This window comes from Paenibacillus sp. MMO-177 (assembly GCF_037147795.1).
Lineage (GTDB): Bacteria > Bacillota > Bacilli > Paenibacillales > Paenibacillaceae > Pristimantibacillus.
Genome location: NZ_JBBCUR010000008.1, coordinates 70,885 through 88,403, shown reverse-complemented (window position 1 = coordinate 88,403; position 17,519 = coordinate 70,885). Strand labels below are relative to the sequence as shown.

Here is a 17,519-nt window from a genome sequence, read left to right as displayed (position 1 = left end):
GGGGGAGAGCGCAATGAGACGGGGAATGAGAAGACAGTTATGGCTGGGCGCGGCTCTGATAGGCATGTTGATCGTGCTGGGATTAACCGCCTGTTCCAAAAGTACAGAGAAGCAGGATGCAGCCTCGGCGGATTCCGGCCATGAGAAGGAAGCAAAGCTTGTCGGATATCTCATTGGCGAGGCCCCAAAGGGGCTGCCGCAAGTGCTTCAGGCGATTAACGAGAAGCTGAGGAAGGATATAAACGCAACGATTGAGCTGAATTATATCGGATGGAATGATGTCGCGTCGAAGTATCCGCTTGTTATGGCGAGCGGCCAGGACGTTGATTTTATATTTGCGGCAGACTGGAATTTCTATGTCGCGGAGGCGACCAAGGGGGCCTTCTATCCGCTTAGCCCATCCATGCTGGAGCAATATATGCCGCGGCATATGGCGGCGATGGCACCGGAAGCGCTTCGCGCAGCCGATGTGAACGGGACGCCGTATATGGTTCCGACCGCCTCGCCCGACCGCAAGGTGAATGTCGCTTTATTCCGCAAGGACGTGATGGAGAAGGCCGGCATGACGCGGATTACGAAGTTCTCGGAGATAGAGCCGTATCTGGCGGAGATTAAACGCGACTATCCGGGCATGATTCCTCTTAATCTGGATTCCCAATACGATCTTCCAACTCCGTTTGCTTATCTGATGCTGGAGAAGTTTGCCTGGTTTACGGCTCCGTTTGATTCGGGCGATCCTCTTGCCCAAGGCATAACGGCGGATATGGAGGACCCTGAGGCCGTCATGTACAGCATGGCCGAAGAGCCGATCCTGGGCTGGCAGAAGGAAGCCGCTTCTATCATGAAGGACTGGTACGACAAGGGGTATATTAACAAAAATCCTTACGCGAACAACATTCGCTCGAAGGATAATTTCTGCAACGGGAAATCGGGCATCGCATTCGGCAATTCGATCGATATGATGAATGTCTTTATGTCCTGCAAGGAGCAGGGGATTGACGTCTACCCCTTCCCGATGCTGTATCCTTCAGGGAAGGCCGCGGAATCCAGCTGGCTGAACAATGGGGTAGCGATTGCCGCCTCCTCCAAAAATCCGGAAAGAACGCTGGAGGCGCTTGATTTGATTATGGAGGATCCTTCGTACGCCTATCTGGCTTATTACGGAATCGAAGGGGTTAACTACACGATAACGCCTGACGGCATGATTGGCCTCCCGGCGGGCGTGACGTCCGAATCCAATACGTATCCTCCCGATGCCGCCGGCTTCTGGTTTGTGAACAAGAACCTGTTTAAGCCGATTGCCAATTCGACGGAGTCGTATAAAGAGCTGCAGGACCGGATTCAGCCTCTGCTGGAGCCGACTCCTCTGGTAGGGTTCCTGTTTAATTCCGATCAGGTGAAATCGGAGATTGCCAATCTTAAAAATGTCTCCACGCAATACGCGCAGCCGATCTATATCGGAGCGGTTAGTGATGTGGAAGCGGCCTTCGATACGTTGAAGCAGCACTTGAAGAAGGCCGGAATTGAAAAGGTGAAGGCAGAGGTGCAAAAGCAGGCGGCGGAGTATATCGCCAGCCGATAATTGAATTTTGAAGAAGCCCGCCCGGCGTTATATAAAACGCCGGGCGGGCTTTTTTTCCTGCGACGCGCTCCGCCAAGCCGTTTCCCCTTTCATAGGTTTTCAAAGATGATCGTAGGTTTACCCCGTGTGAGGCAAAAGCCGCATTCGATAACATAGAAACAGATAGAGATGGCGGAGAGAATGTTACGGAGGTTGCTCGCATGAAAGATATTCGAAAGAATTGGCTGTTGTATCTGATGTTTTTACCGGTTGCCGTTTATTTTGTTGTATTCGCTTACATCCCGATGGGTGGTATCGTGATGGCATTCGAATCTTACTCCAGGCAAGGCGGCATGTTTCTGAGCGAATGGGTGGGCTTTGACAATTTTCATTATTTCTTCGCTTCGGGCAAAGCATGGCTTGTTACCCGCAATACGATGGTGTACAACGTTATGTTCCTCGGATGCTACACCTTGTTCTCCATTATTGCTGCCGTGTTCCTGTCCGAGATCCGGCGCAAATCGTTCAAGAAGCTGAGTCAAACGCTGATGTTCCTCCCGTATTTTATTTCCTGGGTAACGGTGTCTGCCTTTGTCTATAACTTCCTCAATTACGAGTACGGCATCGTAAACAAGCTTCTTCATTACATTGACGTGCAGGCGCTTGATATTTATTCGAACACCAGCTATTGGTACTTCCTTCTTCCCTTCTTGTATGTGTGGAAATGGGTAGGCTACGGCAGCATCCTGTATCTGGCCGCTATTGTAGGCATCGATCAGGAGATCTACGAGGCAGCCACCATTGACGGGGCAACCCGGTTTCAGCGAATTGCGAGAATTACCTTGCCTCTGCTCAAGCCAACGATGATTATTTTGCTGTTGCTGGGACTTGGGCGGATTATGAGAGGCGAGTTCGATATGTTCTATCAGCTGATCGGCAACAACGGTCTGCTGATGGACGCGACGGATATTATCGATACGCTGGCGTTCAGGTCCTTAATGGGATCGGCCGATTTCGGCATGGCCTCCTCGGTCGGGCTGTATCAGTCGGTGCTGACCCTCATCATTATTCTGACCGCCAACTGGCTGGTGCGCCGGTATGACAAAGAGCAAGCGCTGTTCTAGTCCTAGCCGGAAGCCTCCTATTCAATTTACGCGAGTTACGCGAGAAAGAAGGTGTTGCGATGAGCAGTCCAACTTCCAGCCGGAAGCTGAATTCCGCTCCGATTTTTACAACGATCTCTTATACGGTCGTATCCATTATCGCTCTAATATGTCTGCTGCCCTTTATCGTTCTTCTGGCAGGCGCATTCTCCTCGGAGAGCTCCGTACTTGCGGACGGGTACTGGTTCTGGCCGCGCGAGGTATCCCTTGAAGCGTTTAAGTATATTTTCCGCTATCCTAACGACGTGCTTTCGGCCTACAAGGTATCGATTATCGTGACGGTAGTCGGCACGGTATTGTCGCTGTTCATCTCAACGATGGCTGCCTATGTGCTGGGGAGAAAAGAGCTGAAGCACCGCAATAAGCTGGCGTTCTTCCTCTTCTTCACCACGCTGTTTAACGGCGGACTCGCTCCTTACTATATTTGGCTCAGCCGCAACCTGCATCTGACGAATACTTACGCGGTACTGATTCTAGGCCCGATGTTCAATGTCATGTACATTCTTATTCTTCGCAGCTTTATTAAAAGCTCCGTTCCCGAACCGCTGATCGAATCCGCCAGAATTGACGGAGCGGGCGAGATGAGAATTTTCCTGCAGATGGTTCTGCCGCTCAGCAAGCCTGCGCTTGCTTCGATCGGAGTGTTTACCGCGCTGGCTTATTGGAATGACTGGTGGACGGCGATGATGTTTACGACGAAGGACTCGCTCATTCCGCTGCAATATTTGCTTTACAAAATGCTGTCCTCCATCAATCTGTCCTCCGCTATGGCACAGCATGTGACCAGCTTGGATGCACCGAAGGAGACCTTTAAGCTCGCGATGACCGTAATTGCAACGGGACCCATTCTGCTTGTCTTCCCGTTTGCGCAGAAGTATTTCGTCAGCGGCGTTACGATTGGCGCCGTCAAGGGATGATATAGATTCCGCTGGACTTGGAATTTATATAGATGCTTGATTCGCTTGGCCATTATAAGGGGAGGGATTTACTTGAAAGGAAAAACAAAAAGCCTGTTTACGATGCTGGCCCTGATCGCCATGATGGCGCTCCTGCTAGCCGCCTGCAGCAGCAGCAACAATAATAGCAGCAATACGCCGGCTTCCTCCAAGGCTTCTGAAGAGCCTTCGGCTTCGCCGTCAGAGGGCAGCAAGGAAACGGCAGCCGCCGATACGGGGAATGATCACTCGGAAGAAGTGAAGTTGGTCGGCTATTTGCTGGGCGAAGCGCCAAAGGGCATGCCGGATGTTATGGCAGCGCTGAACGAAAAGCTGAAAAAGGACCTTAACGCAACGCTTGAGATCAACTATATCGGCTGGGGAGATATCGCCGCGAAATATCCTCTCATTCTGGCTTCCGGAGAAGATGTCGATTTCGTCTTCACGGCCGACTGGAACTTCTATGTGCCGGAAGCCAATAAAGGCTCCTTCAAGGAACTGACGCAGGATATGTTCCAGAAGTATATGCCGAAGTATTATGCCAAGCAGGATCCGGCTGCTTATAAAGCCGCGCAGGTAAACGGCAAGCAATATATGATTCCGACTACAACTCCGGACCGCAAGGTTGGCGTTATCGTACTCCGCAAGGATGTAATGGAGAAAGCCGGGCTGACTAATCCGACGAAAATTTCAGAGCTCGGGCCTTATTTTGCTGAGATTAAAAAGGACTACCCGAACATGATTCCGCTCAACCTGGACTCTCAATATGATCTGCCTGCTCCGTTTGGCGCTTTGGTTCAAGAGAAGTTCGCTTACGCCGGCGCTCCGCTTGACTCCGGCGACCCGTCCGGTGTCGGCAACTATACGGACCAGGAGGACGCAACCGGTAAAATCCTGAGCATCACCGACGAGCCGGTTCAAGGCGCGTTCAAATATGCGGCTGGCATTATGAAGCAATGGTATGATGCGGGATATGTCAACAAGAATCCTTATTCCAACAAGATTCGCTCGAAGGATAACTTCTGCGACGGGAAATCCGGCGTAGCGTTTGGCAACTCGATCGATATTCAAGCCACTCTGTCGTCCTGCAAAGACAAGAACATCGACACCTACATTATGCCTGTGCTGTCGCCGACTGGCCATGCACCGTCCAACAGCTGGCTGAACAACGGCATTGCCATTGCGGCTAACTCCAAACATCCTGAACGCGCGATGGAAGCTCTTGATCTTATCATGGAAGACCAAACCTACGTCTATAATGCTTACTATGGCATCGAAGGCAAGAACTACGTGCTTACGGCGGACGATAAGCTGGCCTTGCCGGACGGCGTAACCGCTGCAGACAATACGTATCCGCCGGATGCGGCGGGCTTCTGGTTCGTCGACAAGGATTACTTCAAGCCAAGCGCAAGCTGGACGGATTCCTACATTGAGCTGAACAACAAGATCAAGGACTTCCTGCAGCCGGTCCCTTATCTGGGCTTCACGTTTAACACGGATAATGTGAAGACCGAGATTGCGAATCTGAAAAACGTCTCGACGCAATACTTTATGCCGCTTGCGATCGGTGCCGTGAAGGATGTCGACAAGCAATTCGATTCGCTGAATTCCAAGATGAAAGCAGCGGGCGTCGACAAAGTGAAGACCGAGCTGGAGACGCAGGCTTCTGCGTTCCTTGCAGCCAAGGGCTGACGAGAGGCGAGGGCGGTTCCCTAAGGGACCGCCTTTTTTGTCTTGCTGATGGGGATACGGGCGTTCGTACGTTGGATTAAATTTCCGGCGCTCGCCTACGCTGCACACAATACACGCCTTTGAAATACGCGACGTCATTCGGGAGGAATCTGGCACAATTTGTCGAATATTGCATCATATTCGTTAATGCCTTGACCAGCCAGACCCCGTTCTTTTCGGAACGGGATTTCTACACCATGAGAGGAATTGTGGCTTGCTAAAAAGATCTCTAATCGTTTGCCTGCTCGGCTTAGTTGCGTTCTCTCTGATTCCGTTGTCGATCATGATGAATCATCGTGATCAAACCGGCGATCTGCGAGTCCGGAAGGGGGTCTTGGATCTCTCTTCTTGGAATTACAAGCGGGATACGAGAATCAGACTGGACGGCGAATGGGAATTTTACTGGAACCGGCTGCTGACCCCTGCCGATTTCCGCGAAAACGGAGCCTTAAACGCCTCCTATATGAAGGTGCCTTCGCGATGGAACGGCAAAATCGTCGACGGCCAATCCTTGCCTGTATTCGGGTTCGCTACCTACCGGATGGTGTTGAAAAACGTGCCTTTCGGAGGTGTTTTCGCGCTCAAAAAAAACAATATCCGTTTTTCGAGCGTCATCTTCGTGAACGGACGGAAGCTTCTCGAAGACGGGACGCCATCAGGGGAAGCAGCGGGATATCGGGCGGGCAACACGCCGCAGTTCGGGCTTGTTTCGCTTGACAGGGGGGATGCGGAAATCATCGTCCAAGTGGCCAATTACGATTACCTCAATGCGGGCATTCCGGCCTCCCTCTATTTTGGCGAGCAGGCTGCGATGGTTAAGCATGAGATGAAGAACTCGATACGCGAATTCAGCACGCTTGCGATCCTCGGCGTGTTGGCGTTGATTTATTTGATTTGTTTCGCCGCGGCGGCTGTGTACAGCAACAAAGATTATTCGCTGCTTGTATTTGCGCTCATCTGCGCGTTATACGCCGTTTATCACGGTTTGATCGACGAACGGTCCCTCTTATTGTTTCTGCCTGACGTTACCTTCGAAACGATGTACAGAGCGAAGGATATCGTGTCTATTGCCACCTTGATCGTGCTCGCCGCTTTTTTTTATAAGATGCAGGAAAACATGATTTCGATAAAGGTACTGCATGCGATATGGATTGTGCTGGGCGTGTTCCTCGTCTTTGTCGGTATTGCTCCGATTCGTTTGTACACAAACATTCAGGTATACGTCATTGTCATGTATGAAGCCATGCTGATTTGGATGCTTTGGAAAGCCGCTGTCCTCTTTATTAGGAGCGGGCATCACAGCCGGCTCAAAGCTTTGCTGCTGTTTATGGCGATTCTCGCCATCAATCTGTACTCCCTGGACATTATTTTATTTGCCTTGACCTTGAAAGAAAATCTCTGGCTTTCTCAGTTTTATATCGTCGTATTTAACGTCGTCGTCATCTTCCTGATCGTCCTCCGGTTTTTCGAAGCCTATCATACGGTAGATGAAATGAAAAATCGGCTGCTACAGGCAGACAAGATCAAAGACGATTTCCTCTCGAATACTTCTCACGAACTAAAGACGCCGCTGAACGCCATCGTCGGCATAACCGATGCGCTGATCAAAGGGATCGAGGGGCCGGTCACGGATAAACAGGCGCAAAATTTGGCGATTATTCTGGGGAGCGGCAGAAGGCTCGCCCAACTGGTCAACGAATTGCTCGATTATACTAAAATGAAGCATGGCGATATCGTGTTGCAGAAGAGCCATATTGAATTGAAGGCGGTCGTCGATTCGGTTATCCGGATCCATTCGTTTCTGCTCGGCGGCAAGCCTATTGCGCTGGTTAACGGCATACCGGCGGACTTTCCCGCCGTGCAAGCGGACGGCAACCGACTCATTCAAATCCTGCATAACCTGATGGGCAATGCCATCAAGTTCACCGACCGAGGCAAGGTGGCCGTAAGCGCCAGGATTGTCGGCGAGGCGACAGAAATCCGGGTAAGCGATACTGGGATTGGGATCGACCCGTCCATGTGGCAGCGCATCTTTGACGCCTTCGAACAAGCGGATCCTTCCGAAACGCGAAGCTATGAAGGAACAGGTCTCGGTTTAAGCATAACCAAGAAGCTGGTTGAGCTTCACGGGGGAGAAATCGGGGTGGAATCCACTCCAGGACAAGGCGCGGTATTTACGTTCACCCTTCCGCGATCGGAAGTGAATTCGGAAGTCGCCGCCGGTCACTTGGAAGAAGAGTGGGCATCTTATTCGGATGCCGCCTTCCCGAATTTGGAATATCCTGTCTATATCCAAGGGGAGATCAACGAGCCGATTCTGGTGGCGGACGACGATTCTTCCAATCTGCAGGCGATGATCAACCTGCTTCGGCTCGAAGGCTATTCCATCGTAGCGGTCAACCGCGGACAAATGGCGCTCGATCAGCTTTCCCTGAAAGCGGATTTCTCCTTGGCGATTCTGGACATCATGATGCCCGACCTTTCCGGCTACGAAGTGCTGCAGAAAATCAGAGAACGGTTCTCCGCTTTCGAACTGCCGGTATTGATGCTGACGGCGCGAAACAGAGAGTACGATGTACGGTCCGCTTTGGAAATCGGGGCCAACGACTTTGTCGGGAAGCCGTTTGAAGCGGAGGAATTGACGGCTCGTGTCCGAAGCTTGACCCGATTGAAGGCTTCTGTACGAAACGCCGCGAACGCGGAGATCGCTTTTCTGCGTTCGCAGATCAATCCTCATTTTCTCTATAATGCCTTGAACGCGATTGCCGAATTGTGCATCATCGAGCCCCGGAAGGCCGAGGAATTGACGCTGACTCTTTCTCACTATTTAAGAAGCAGCTTCGATTTCAAGCAATTGAGCTCGTTGACATCGCTGCACAGCGAGATGGAGCTCGTGGAAGCATATGTGCATATCGAACGGGCGCGCTTCGGGAATCGGCTGGAGGTCGAGTATGAAGTGGAGGCGGAGCTGAACACCCGGATTCCTCCGCTGATCCTGCAGCCGCTCGTGGAGAACGCGATCCGGCACGGTTTGCTGTCTACTTACGACCGGGGAAAAGTGTCCATATCCGTGAAAAAGGAAGCGACAGGCGGGGTTCGGTTTATCGTGGCGGATAATGGATGCGGGATGAGCGAGCGTAGAAAAGAAGAGGTGCTGCGCATGATCTCGGATTCGAATTCGGACAAAAAAGGAGTCGGAATGTGGAATATCGGCAGAAGGCTTAAGCTTCTGTACGATACGGTTATTTGCGTGGAAAGCGAAGAAGGGATCGGGACGACGGTATCTTTCGTCATTCCGGCGTATCCGGTGGAAAGGCTGGGGGATAATCCATGTTAACGGCATTGATAGTGGATGATGAGGATTTGTCGGTGAAACGGCTGAAGAGGCTTCTGCTCGAGAGCGGTCAGTTCGGCGTATGCCACACTTTCCTGAACCCGACGGAGGCCTATGAGTTCGCGAAAACGAACCCGATCGATATCGCCTTCCTGGATATTGCCATGCCGAAGATCGACGGAATGGCTTTGTCCGCCAAACTTCGGGAGATTGACGATTCGGTCCGGTTGGTGTTTGCGACCGGTTATGGAGACTACGCCGTTCAAGCGTTCGATATAAACGCCTTGGATTATCTGATGAAGCCGGTCACGGCAGCGCGATTGAACCAGACATTGGACAAGATCGGCAAGACGCGCCATCGCACTCCTTCCTTATACATTCAGCTGCTGAACGGATTGAAAATATACGGCCAGGGCCGGCAGGAAATGCCGATCAAGCTGCGAAGCCCGAAAACCGAAGAGCTGTTTGCTTTTCTCGTATGCAAACGAACGGTGAGCCGGGAAGAAATCGTCGAAACGTTATGGGGCGGCCTGGAGACGGAGAAGGCGTTAAAAAATTTAAATTCGATGATCTATTACATCCGTCAAGCGATCGATGCGGATAAGTTCGGGAACGTCATTCACACGGGGAGAACGGAAATCCGCGTGGAAGATAACGGTGTCTATTGCGACTTGTATGAATTCGAAAGGCTGCTGAAGGAAATCCGAGCGGTTCCGGAACGGGCCGACAAGCTGCTCAAGCAAGCGGAGGCGTTGTATGCAGGGGAGCTGCTGAATGGCAAGGCGTTCGAATGGGCCATCCCGATCAGACGCCGGCTCGAGCAACAATACATCGATCTGTTAGAGGCGGCCGGTAGACGCCGCTTGGCGAACAGCCGGCCGCTTGATTCTTTGCATGATTTCGGCGTTATCCTGCGGCTTGATCCCTTGAGGGAAGACATCCATCACGAGGTGATACGTTTACACATCGAATTGGGAAATAAGAATGAGGCGCTCCGCCAATACCGGTTGCTGGAGAAGCTGCTGCAGCAGGAACTGGGCATGAAGCCCGACCCGCGCATGAAAGAATATGTCAGGAAAATGACGCATTAGCTCCAAACAAAGGCGAAGGCCGCGGAATCGACAGATTCCGCGGCTTTTCTTGTTTATTCTACGTTTATTGCCATTCTGTATGATGGTACGGAAAGACTCGGTGATTATACATGATAAAGGTGGGGTTTAGATGAAGAATCAGGATGGCGCAAAGAGCGTCATGAATTTCTCCGGCAGGAAGCTGCTGGTCATGCTGACCGGCTTACTGCTGGTTTTGTCGCTTTTCTCGCCGGTGGCGGGCAATGTGGCTTATGCGGGCTTGCCGGGATTGACGGGCGATGGAACCGAATCAAATCCGTGGTTGGTAGGGAACGCCGACGAATTGGCTGCAATCGGGAAAGGCCCTTATACGTTAAGCGGCAACTACAAGTTGAAGAATAACATCGTGCTGGATGGCCTTTGGGGCCCTATCGGCAATGGCAATAGCTTCACGGGAAACTTTGATGGCAACGGCAAAACGATCAGCGGCCTGGAGATTGATATGCCGACTACGGATAATGTCGGGTTGTTCTCCGCCACGGAAAACGCCCGCATTTATAACTTGACGGTCGAGCTTGGCTCGGGAGGCATTGTCGGCCACGATAACGTCGGCATCCTGGCCGGGTCAGTCCGCCAAACGGGCTCGGATAAAGCGGGCTTCATGTTCGTAATCGTTAAGGGAACGGTGACCGGCAATAAGAACGTAGGCGGGTTGGCAGGCAAGGTCACGGGAGAAGACAATTCGCGCTTGCTGTTCGCGTACGACCGAGTCGGACCGGGTACCGTCACCGGCGTAAATGCAGTCGGAGGATTAGTAGGTTATTGGAAGAACGGGTTTGTCTATAACTCCCATGCCGAAGCGACGGTTGCCAAGGGATCCAGAATGGGAGGGCTGCTTGGGTACGCGGCCGATTCGAGAATATTCCGGAGCTATGCAGTCGGGGATGTCGGGGCGGCCGCAGATCGCAAGGATGAGGTTGGCGGTCTGATCGGCGCGGCGATGTTCAATCAACTCTATGCCTCCTATGCCACGGGCCGAGTAGCCGGCGGCAATGATGTCGGCGGCTTGATCGGCAATTCGGGCTATGATTCGATCACGCATAGTTACGCGGCAGGCGGGCTGGACGCAACGGGGGTAGACGCGGGCGGCTTGATCGGTGCCAATGAAGAGACGATCGTTATGGCATCCTACTGGGACGAGGAGACGACAGGCAAGGATGGCGAAGATCAACCCGTTCCCCATCTATTCGGAAGCGGTCGCAGCACGGCGGAGTTGCAGGACGCGGCAACCTTCACGTCCGATACGCAAGCCGAGAACAACTGGGATTTCGACCATGTATGGTATGCGGAGGACGGCCAATACCCGCGCCTCTACGCGGGTATGGATTTTAATTTCTATGTCCAGCCGAGTTACGTATCCGATCAGTACGAACACGCGCACGATCTGACAATCGGCATGTTCTCAGACTGGTTATGGTACGGTCATCGAATTGGCGTCTATCAAGCTTCCGACGACGCGATGGTAGCTGTAATCGAGGGCGGAGCGGAGACGTCGGTGCGGGTCTCGGCCGATACGACGGGTCTGATCGATGGCAATTATAACTTAGGCGGCTATTACTTCAAGGACCAGTACGGCAATCGTACGAGCGTCTTCTATCCTAGCATGACGGTAGACAACACGTCGCCGACTTGGCCGGAGGGCGACGTCATCACCGAAAGCGAGTGGTACGACAGCAGCTCCGTGGCGATATCTTTTAACGCCGCCACTGACGGTTCCGGAAGCGGAATTGACTATTATAATCTGTATGTCAATGGCGTAGGTTATTACAATAATCACGCTACGACGATCATTATGGCTGCTCCTTCGTCTCCCGCCTATTACGAGGTGGAGGCGGTAGACAAGGCGGGAAATAAAAGCATCCGGCTGACGAAAGGCACGCAAGGAACGCCGTCGACGACATTCCTCGGCGGTTCGAAAAATGTCGTTATCGGTCAACAGATCCCCTCTTTCTATACCGCGTCCGTAACGGGCGCTCCGTCCCACTCGGTAGGGATTTTTAATCCCGTCTCTTATGGGGGAACGGTGACATTCTACGTTGACGGCGTGCAGCAGGGTGACAGTATGGCGTTAACTTCACCCATAGGACCTATGCCAACCGCTATGTTCATCTTGAATACGAACGATTTGTCGGAAGGCGCTCATACCCTTAAAGCCGTATATTCCGGTTATACGGGCGACTTCTACGGAACCGATTTCAATGTGAAAGCAAGCGAAGCGGCATACGAGATCACGGTAAGCGGTCTGAACGTTGCGTCGAGCGACCCGAGCGGCGCGGCGAATAACGGCAAGACGAAGCTGACGGTAACGCCGGACGCATCGGCGGGCCACAAGCTGATGTACCGGAACTTTGGATCTGGCGACGCCGCCATGCCAAACATAGGTGATGTGCTAACAGCGACGGGCTACGCCGATCTGCCTGCCGACGGTCTAATTCCGGCGACAACCGGCGATAAGATCGGAGTCGTGGAGATCGAAACCGAGACGGGCAAGGTGATTCACTTCGGCCAAGCGATGGCCTTGGCGATAGACGATCAGCCCGGTCCGGTTGAGGCAACGGGGCTGACGGTAACGTCGGTCGATCCAAGCGGCACGGCGAATGACGGCAAGACGAAGCTGACGGTGACGCCGGACGCATCCGAAGGCAACAAGCTGGTGTACCGGAATTTCGGCGTTAACGACGTGAACGTACCGAATGTAGGCGTTGTGCTGACTGAAACAGATTACACCAATCTGCCAGCCGATGGCCTGATTGCGGCATCGAGCGGCGATAAGATCGGGGTTGCGGAGATTGAAACGGTGACGGGCAAGGTGGTACGCTTCGGTCAAGCGACGGCTGTCGTGACGGACGAGCCTGCGGGACCGGTTGCGGCAACGGGCCTGACAGTAACGGCGAGCGATCCGAGCGGCTCGGCGAACAACGGTAAGACAAAGCTGACGGTGACGCCGGACGTATCGGAAGGTCAAAAGCTGGTTTATCGTAACTTTGGCAGCAGTGACGTGATTGTGCCAAACGTAGACGAAGTACTAACCGGTTATACCGATCTGCCAGCCGACGGCCTGATTCCGGCAATGAACGGCGATAAAATCGGAGTTGCAGAGATCGACACGGCGACGGGCACAGTCGTTCACTTCGGCAAGACAATAGCGATTGTGACAGATGATACGCCAAATCCGGGACCTTCAACATCCGTACCTAGCGCTGCGGATAACGTGGACGTTCTCGTAAATGGCAAGGTCGAAAATATGGGCAAGGCGAAGATGTCCGAAACCGGCGGCGTGAAGACGTTAACGGTTGCCGTCGATCCTGCCAAGCTCCAAGCGAAGTTGGATGCGGAAGGAAGCCATGCGGTTGTGACCATACCGGTCAAAACGGCAGCGGATTTAGTCATCGGCGAGCTGAACGGACAGATTGTCAAAAACATGGAGAACGCTTCGGCTACGCTTGTTCTTCAAACGGACAAAGCCGCCTACACGCTTCCGGCGCAGCAAATCAACATCGACGCGATGTCCGGAAAATTGGGGAAATCTGTGGCTTTGGAAGACATCAAGATCCAGGTTGAAATTGCCGTTCCGGCTGCGGATAAGGTCAAATTAGTGGAGAATGCGGCAGAGAAAGGCACATTCACTCTTGTCGCTCCGCCGGTTGAATTTACGGTACGCGGGACTTATGGGGATCAGACCGTTCAGGTCACCCAATTCAACGCATACGTAGAGCGTACGATCGCGATTCCGGACGGAGTCGACCCGAGTAAAATAACGACGGGCGTGGTCGTCGATCCGGACGGAACGGTACGCCATGTACCGACGAAGGTCGTTGTCATCAACGGCAAGCATTACGCGAAAATCAACAGCTTAACCAACAGCACGTACTCCGTCGTCTGGCACCCGCTCGAATTTGCCGACATGACGAAGCATTGGGCGAAGGACGCGGTCAACGATATGGGATCGCGGATGGTCATCGAGGGGACGGGCAATGGCCTGTTCAGTCCCGACCGTACGATCACGCGTGCCGAGTTCGTTGCGATTGTTATTCGCGGCCTTGGGCTGAAGCTGGAGAGCGGAGAGGGTGCTTTCCCGGATGTGAAGGCATCGGATTGGTACTTCGGCGCTGTGAACACCGCGGTCAAGTATGGATTGATAAATGGCTTCGCAGATGGCGCATTCCGCCCGGACGAGCGGATTACGAGGGAACAAGTCATGACGATCCTCGCCAAGGCGATGAAGGTTACCGGCTTGAAAGACAAGCTTCCGGCGCAATCGACAGACGCGGCGCTTCGTTCGTTCGCAGACGCGGCTGAGGCCTCCGGCTGGGCGAAGACCGGTATTGCCGACTGCGTGCAAGCCGGCATCGTATCCGGCAGAGGCGAAGCCAAGCTGGCGCCGAATGCCTACGTTTCGCGAGCCGAAGTTGCGATGATGGTTCGGAACCTGCTTCAAAAGTCCGATTTGATCTAATCTTCCAGTAGCAAGAGCCTTCGAACCGATAGAGTTCGAAGGCTCTTGTTTGATTATTGGATCGCCGCCTACATCGTCATGGATCCGCCGTTGTGGGTGTGCACTTTGAGGACGGGATTTTCGCCCTTACTGATTTGACCAATCATCCAATAAATCCATTGCTTTCAATCGGTCAGCCCATGTTCGTTCCATAATGCTCAGCGTTTCACGGCTTATAGGGCGATTAGGGAACAGAGTGGCTTGCCAAGCTTCCCGGGGTAAACGGTATATCAAAGAAATCAATTTGCGTTCAGTCCGGTTCAAAGGATACAGTTCTTCATACCCGTTTAACAAAGAATGCATAAAATCGGGATTAAATTGACATGTGTTGATAAGGGCTTTTGCTAACTCGACATAGATGGAGCCAACCTTTACGTGGTCCCAATCGATAAGGAAAAGCGGGCCATCATCAGAAATAATGACATTAGGCGAGGTAATATCATTGTGTATCAATACGGGACGTATCGGTTCCCGATCTAAGAGATCTATAATCTCAGGACTTCTCAATTCGGTCCAGGCTAGATTGGAGAATTTGTTGCATTGTTCTCCATAATTCAAGTACCATCTGCGGTTCCGTTCATTCTTGCGGACTGCTTTCGCCATTCGTCTGCGAAAGAGACGGTCTTGGATTTCCCAGTATCGGATTTGTGTTCGTGCGGATGCCCCTCTCGTCGTTTGCAGAAAACCATTGGATATCGTATGCAGCGTGACAAGAGCCCGACCAAGCTCTATGAAATCTTCTTGTTTCTCTAATTTCCTGCCCTTTATCCACGCGGTCACATAAAAGGGCCTTCCTTGATCTAACGTCCATAACCTTTCGGATTTGCTCTCGAGCCATGCAGGCATGTAGCCGAAGCCGCCATTCATCAAAAGTTGAACATAGCGCGTGGTTGTTTTGATCTGATGAATTGTACTTGTGCGGAGGAACTTATTCCGAAAAAAGGGTTTTATCGCATATGTCCCACTTCGCGTTTTAACCTGGAGGACGGCGTTTTTTCGGTAAAATGAAGCGACCGGGTTCGAACCGAGCGGGGACAACCCGAAGCGGCGGACAATTTTATGAATTCGGGCTTTTGTATAGGGATTTGCCATCAGGTGACCTCGATTCATTTAAGGTAAGGGAAACCAACGTTATGAATGGTTATTGAATGAGGTTAGCTTAGATAGGTTATTCACTGAGGAGAAGTTACGCATGGTCGATCGTCAGGAGGGCCAAAAACTTGCCTTAAGAGACGGCGCGCGCGTGAAGCTGCGTACCGCAAGAGTTGCTATAGGATATTAGCTTAATGCCAAGATATGGTATGATTTATCTAAAGAAAATAATGTAAGGAGCCAACGTCATGAAACAAGTGTATCTTGTTCGTCATTGCAAAGCTGCCGGTCAGGAGCCGGATGCGCCATTAACGGAGGCGGGCGTTCGGCAGGCCGAGGCGCTTGCGGATTTCTTTTCCGGCAGGGCGGTTGATGTCATCCTATCAAGTCCGTTCGAAAGAGCTTATCGCAGCATTGCCCCGTTGGCCGATCGACTAGCGGTAGACATCGTTATGGATGATCGGTTAACGGAACGAATTCTGTCCGGCTCCAATCATGCGGATTGGCGGGAGATGCTGCGGCTAACCTACGAGGATCCGGACTTGCACTACGAGGGAGGGGAGTCCAGCAATGCGGCAATGAGCCGCGCTGCAAGTGTCGTTTCGGAAGCCTTGAACAGCGGCAGGAACAACATGGTTGTCGTCTCGCACGGAAATCTGATTTCTCTTCTGCTTAAGCATTTTGACAACCGGATCGGATTTAAAGAGTGGGAAGCCATGTCTAATCCCGATGTTTTTCAGCTGACCTTCTCGTCGGAAGATAAACCTAGCATTCGGAGAATTTGGGAGGATTAATTGTTCCTTGCGATGTTTATTATCGCCCGCTTTGCGTTAATTCTAGTAATAGGCCAAAAATATAGTTAAAAGGAGTTTTGTCCGTATGCCGCAAGGCAAGTGGTTTCGCATAGGTTATGGCATTATCGTTGTCTTATTGATCGCCTATCTGGCGTCCAAAGTCGATTTCGTGTTTAACCCGATCGGCAAGGTGCTGGCGGCGTTATTCGTGCCGCTTTTGATTTCGGGCATGTTCTATTATTTGTTCCGGCCGTTTGTAAGGCTGCTGTCTATGAAGCTTCCGAAGGCGCTAGCGATTCTGCTTGTTTACATAGGCGCAATTGGCATCTGTTACTTGTTCTTCTGGATGATCTGGCCTCCAATCCGGGACCAGTCCATCAATTTGGTGAACAACTTTCCGCAGATCGTCGCTTCCGTCCAGTCATGGCTCGAGTCCTTGCAGCAGCATGAGTGGGTGAAGGAAATCGGGCAGAAGGATGCTCTTTCTACGGAAAATCTGACGAACAAGCTGACCGGATCGCTGGATGAATTGCTTAATTCCGTCATCGGCAGCGTACGCGGCATTTTTAATGTGATTATGAACTTCTTCTTCCTGCTTGGGCTTGTTCCGTTTATGATTTACTACTTGCTCAGCGAGGGAGACAAGCTGCCTGGCCATATTCTGCGGATGCTGCCGGAGCGTTTTCACAAGGAAGCAAGCGGGGCGCTCAAGGAAATCGATGCGTCGATCGGTTCGTTTATCCTGAGCAAGGTGCTTACGTCGCTGCTTATCGGCTTGCTGACTTTTGTCGGTTACCTGCTGATCCATATGCCTTATCCGTTGTTGCTTGGTTTAATTGCCGCCATTACGAATTTCATTCCTTATATCGGACCGTTAATCGCCTTTATCCCGACGGCCGTAGTCGCGCTTACCGTCTCCCCGATGACGGTGCTTCTCGTTGGCGTCGTGCTTATCGTCTCGAACCAGATCGAATCGAATCTGATCGGACCGCGGATCATCGGCAAGCAAATGAATGTCCATCCGTTCACCGTCATGCTTCTCGTCATTGGCGCAAGCTCCATTATCGGCGCGTTTGGGATGATTATCGTCGTTCCCGTCTACGCGATCATCAAAATTATCGCAATCCGCATCTATGCTTTCCGCAAGCATAACCGCATCCCGCCGAAGGATCCTTTGTCGGAGGTAATCGAGCGGAAATAGTCATTTAGCTGTCCGCTAGGACAGCTTTTTTTATTCCCCTCTATGGTCCCGCCTTCCTCATTCTGAATTATTTTCCATTCCGC

General features: G+C 52.1%; 10 protein-coding genes. 9 read left to right on the top strand and 1 reads right to left on the bottom strand.

Annotated features, from left to right (window positions below; translation table 11 throughout):
• Positions 1–25: 25 nt before the first annotated feature.
• The 7 genes from WFK81_RS23235 to WFK81_RS23205 all read left to right on the top strand — a co-directional run bounded on the left by WFK81_RS23235 (position 26) and on the right by WFK81_RS23205 (position 14,310).
• The gene (locus WFK81_RS23235; protein ID WP_336788876.1) at positions 26–1,582 is read left to right on the top strand and encodes an ABC transporter substrate-binding protein; all 1,557 of its coding nucleotides are present in this window, start codon (positions 26–28) and stop codon (positions 1,580–1,582) included.
• Positions 1,583–1,782: 200 nt separating this feature from the next.
• Positions 1,783–2,685: an ABC transporter permease gene (locus WFK81_RS23230; protein ID WP_336788874.1), complete on the top strand. Its 903-nt coding sequence runs from the start codon at positions 1,783–1,785 to the stop codon at positions 2,683–2,685.
• 59 nt (positions 2,686–2,744) lie between these two features.
• Complete coding sequence (locus tag WFK81_RS23225) at positions 2,745–3,641, top strand: carbohydrate ABC transporter permease (RefSeq protein WP_336788872.1); 897 nt, start codon at positions 2,745–2,747, stop codon at positions 3,639–3,641.
• 72 nt (positions 3,642–3,713) lie between these two features.
• The gene (locus tag WFK81_RS23220; protein ID WP_336788870.1) at positions 3,714–5,351 is read left to right on the top strand and encodes a DUF3502 domain-containing protein; all 1,638 of its coding nucleotides are present in this window, start codon (positions 3,714–3,716) and stop codon (positions 5,349–5,351) included.
• Between the two features lie 253 nt (positions 5,352–5,604).
• A complete protein-coding gene (locus tag WFK81_RS23215) occupies positions 5,605–8,727 on the top strand; it encodes a hybrid sensor histidine kinase/response regulator (RefSeq protein ID WP_336788869.1) in 3,123 nt (1,040 codons plus the stop codon).
• Positions 8,721–9,815, top strand: a complete 1,095-nt coding sequence (locus WFK81_RS23210) for a response regulator (RefSeq protein ID WP_336788868.1) — start codon at positions 8,721–8,723, stop codon at positions 9,813–9,815. Before WFK81_RS23215 ends, WFK81_RS23210 begins: the two co-directional genes overlap by 7 nt.
• Positions 9,816–9,945: 130 nt before the next feature.
• Positions 9,946–14,310, top strand: a complete 4,365-nt coding sequence (locus WFK81_RS23205) for an S-layer homology domain-containing protein (protein ID WP_336788867.1) — start codon at positions 9,946–9,948, stop codon at positions 14,308–14,310.
• Between the two features lie 126 nt (positions 14,311–14,436).
• Here the strand turns inward: WFK81_RS23205 and WFK81_RS23200 are convergent, their stop codons facing one another.
• Positions 14,437–15,441: an aminoglycoside phosphotransferase family protein gene (locus WFK81_RS23200; RefSeq protein WP_336788865.1), complete on the bottom strand. Its 1,005-nt coding sequence runs from the start codon at positions 15,439–15,441 to the stop codon at positions 14,437–14,439.
• A 248-nt stretch (positions 15,442–15,689) separates the two neighbouring features.
• Here WFK81_RS23200 and WFK81_RS23195 point away from each other — a divergent pair, with 248 nt between their 5' ends.
• Entirely contained in the window at positions 15,690–16,235 is a 546-nt protein-coding gene (locus WFK81_RS23195) for a histidine phosphatase family protein (RefSeq protein WP_336788864.1), read from the top strand.
• Positions 16,236–16,320: 85 nt separating this feature from the next.
• On the top strand, positions 16,321–17,436 hold the full coding sequence (locus tag WFK81_RS23190) for an AI-2E family transporter (protein ID WP_336788863.1): 1,116 nt from the start codon (positions 16,321–16,323) through the stop codon (positions 17,434–17,436).
• Positions 17,437–17,519 lie beyond the last annotated feature (83 nt).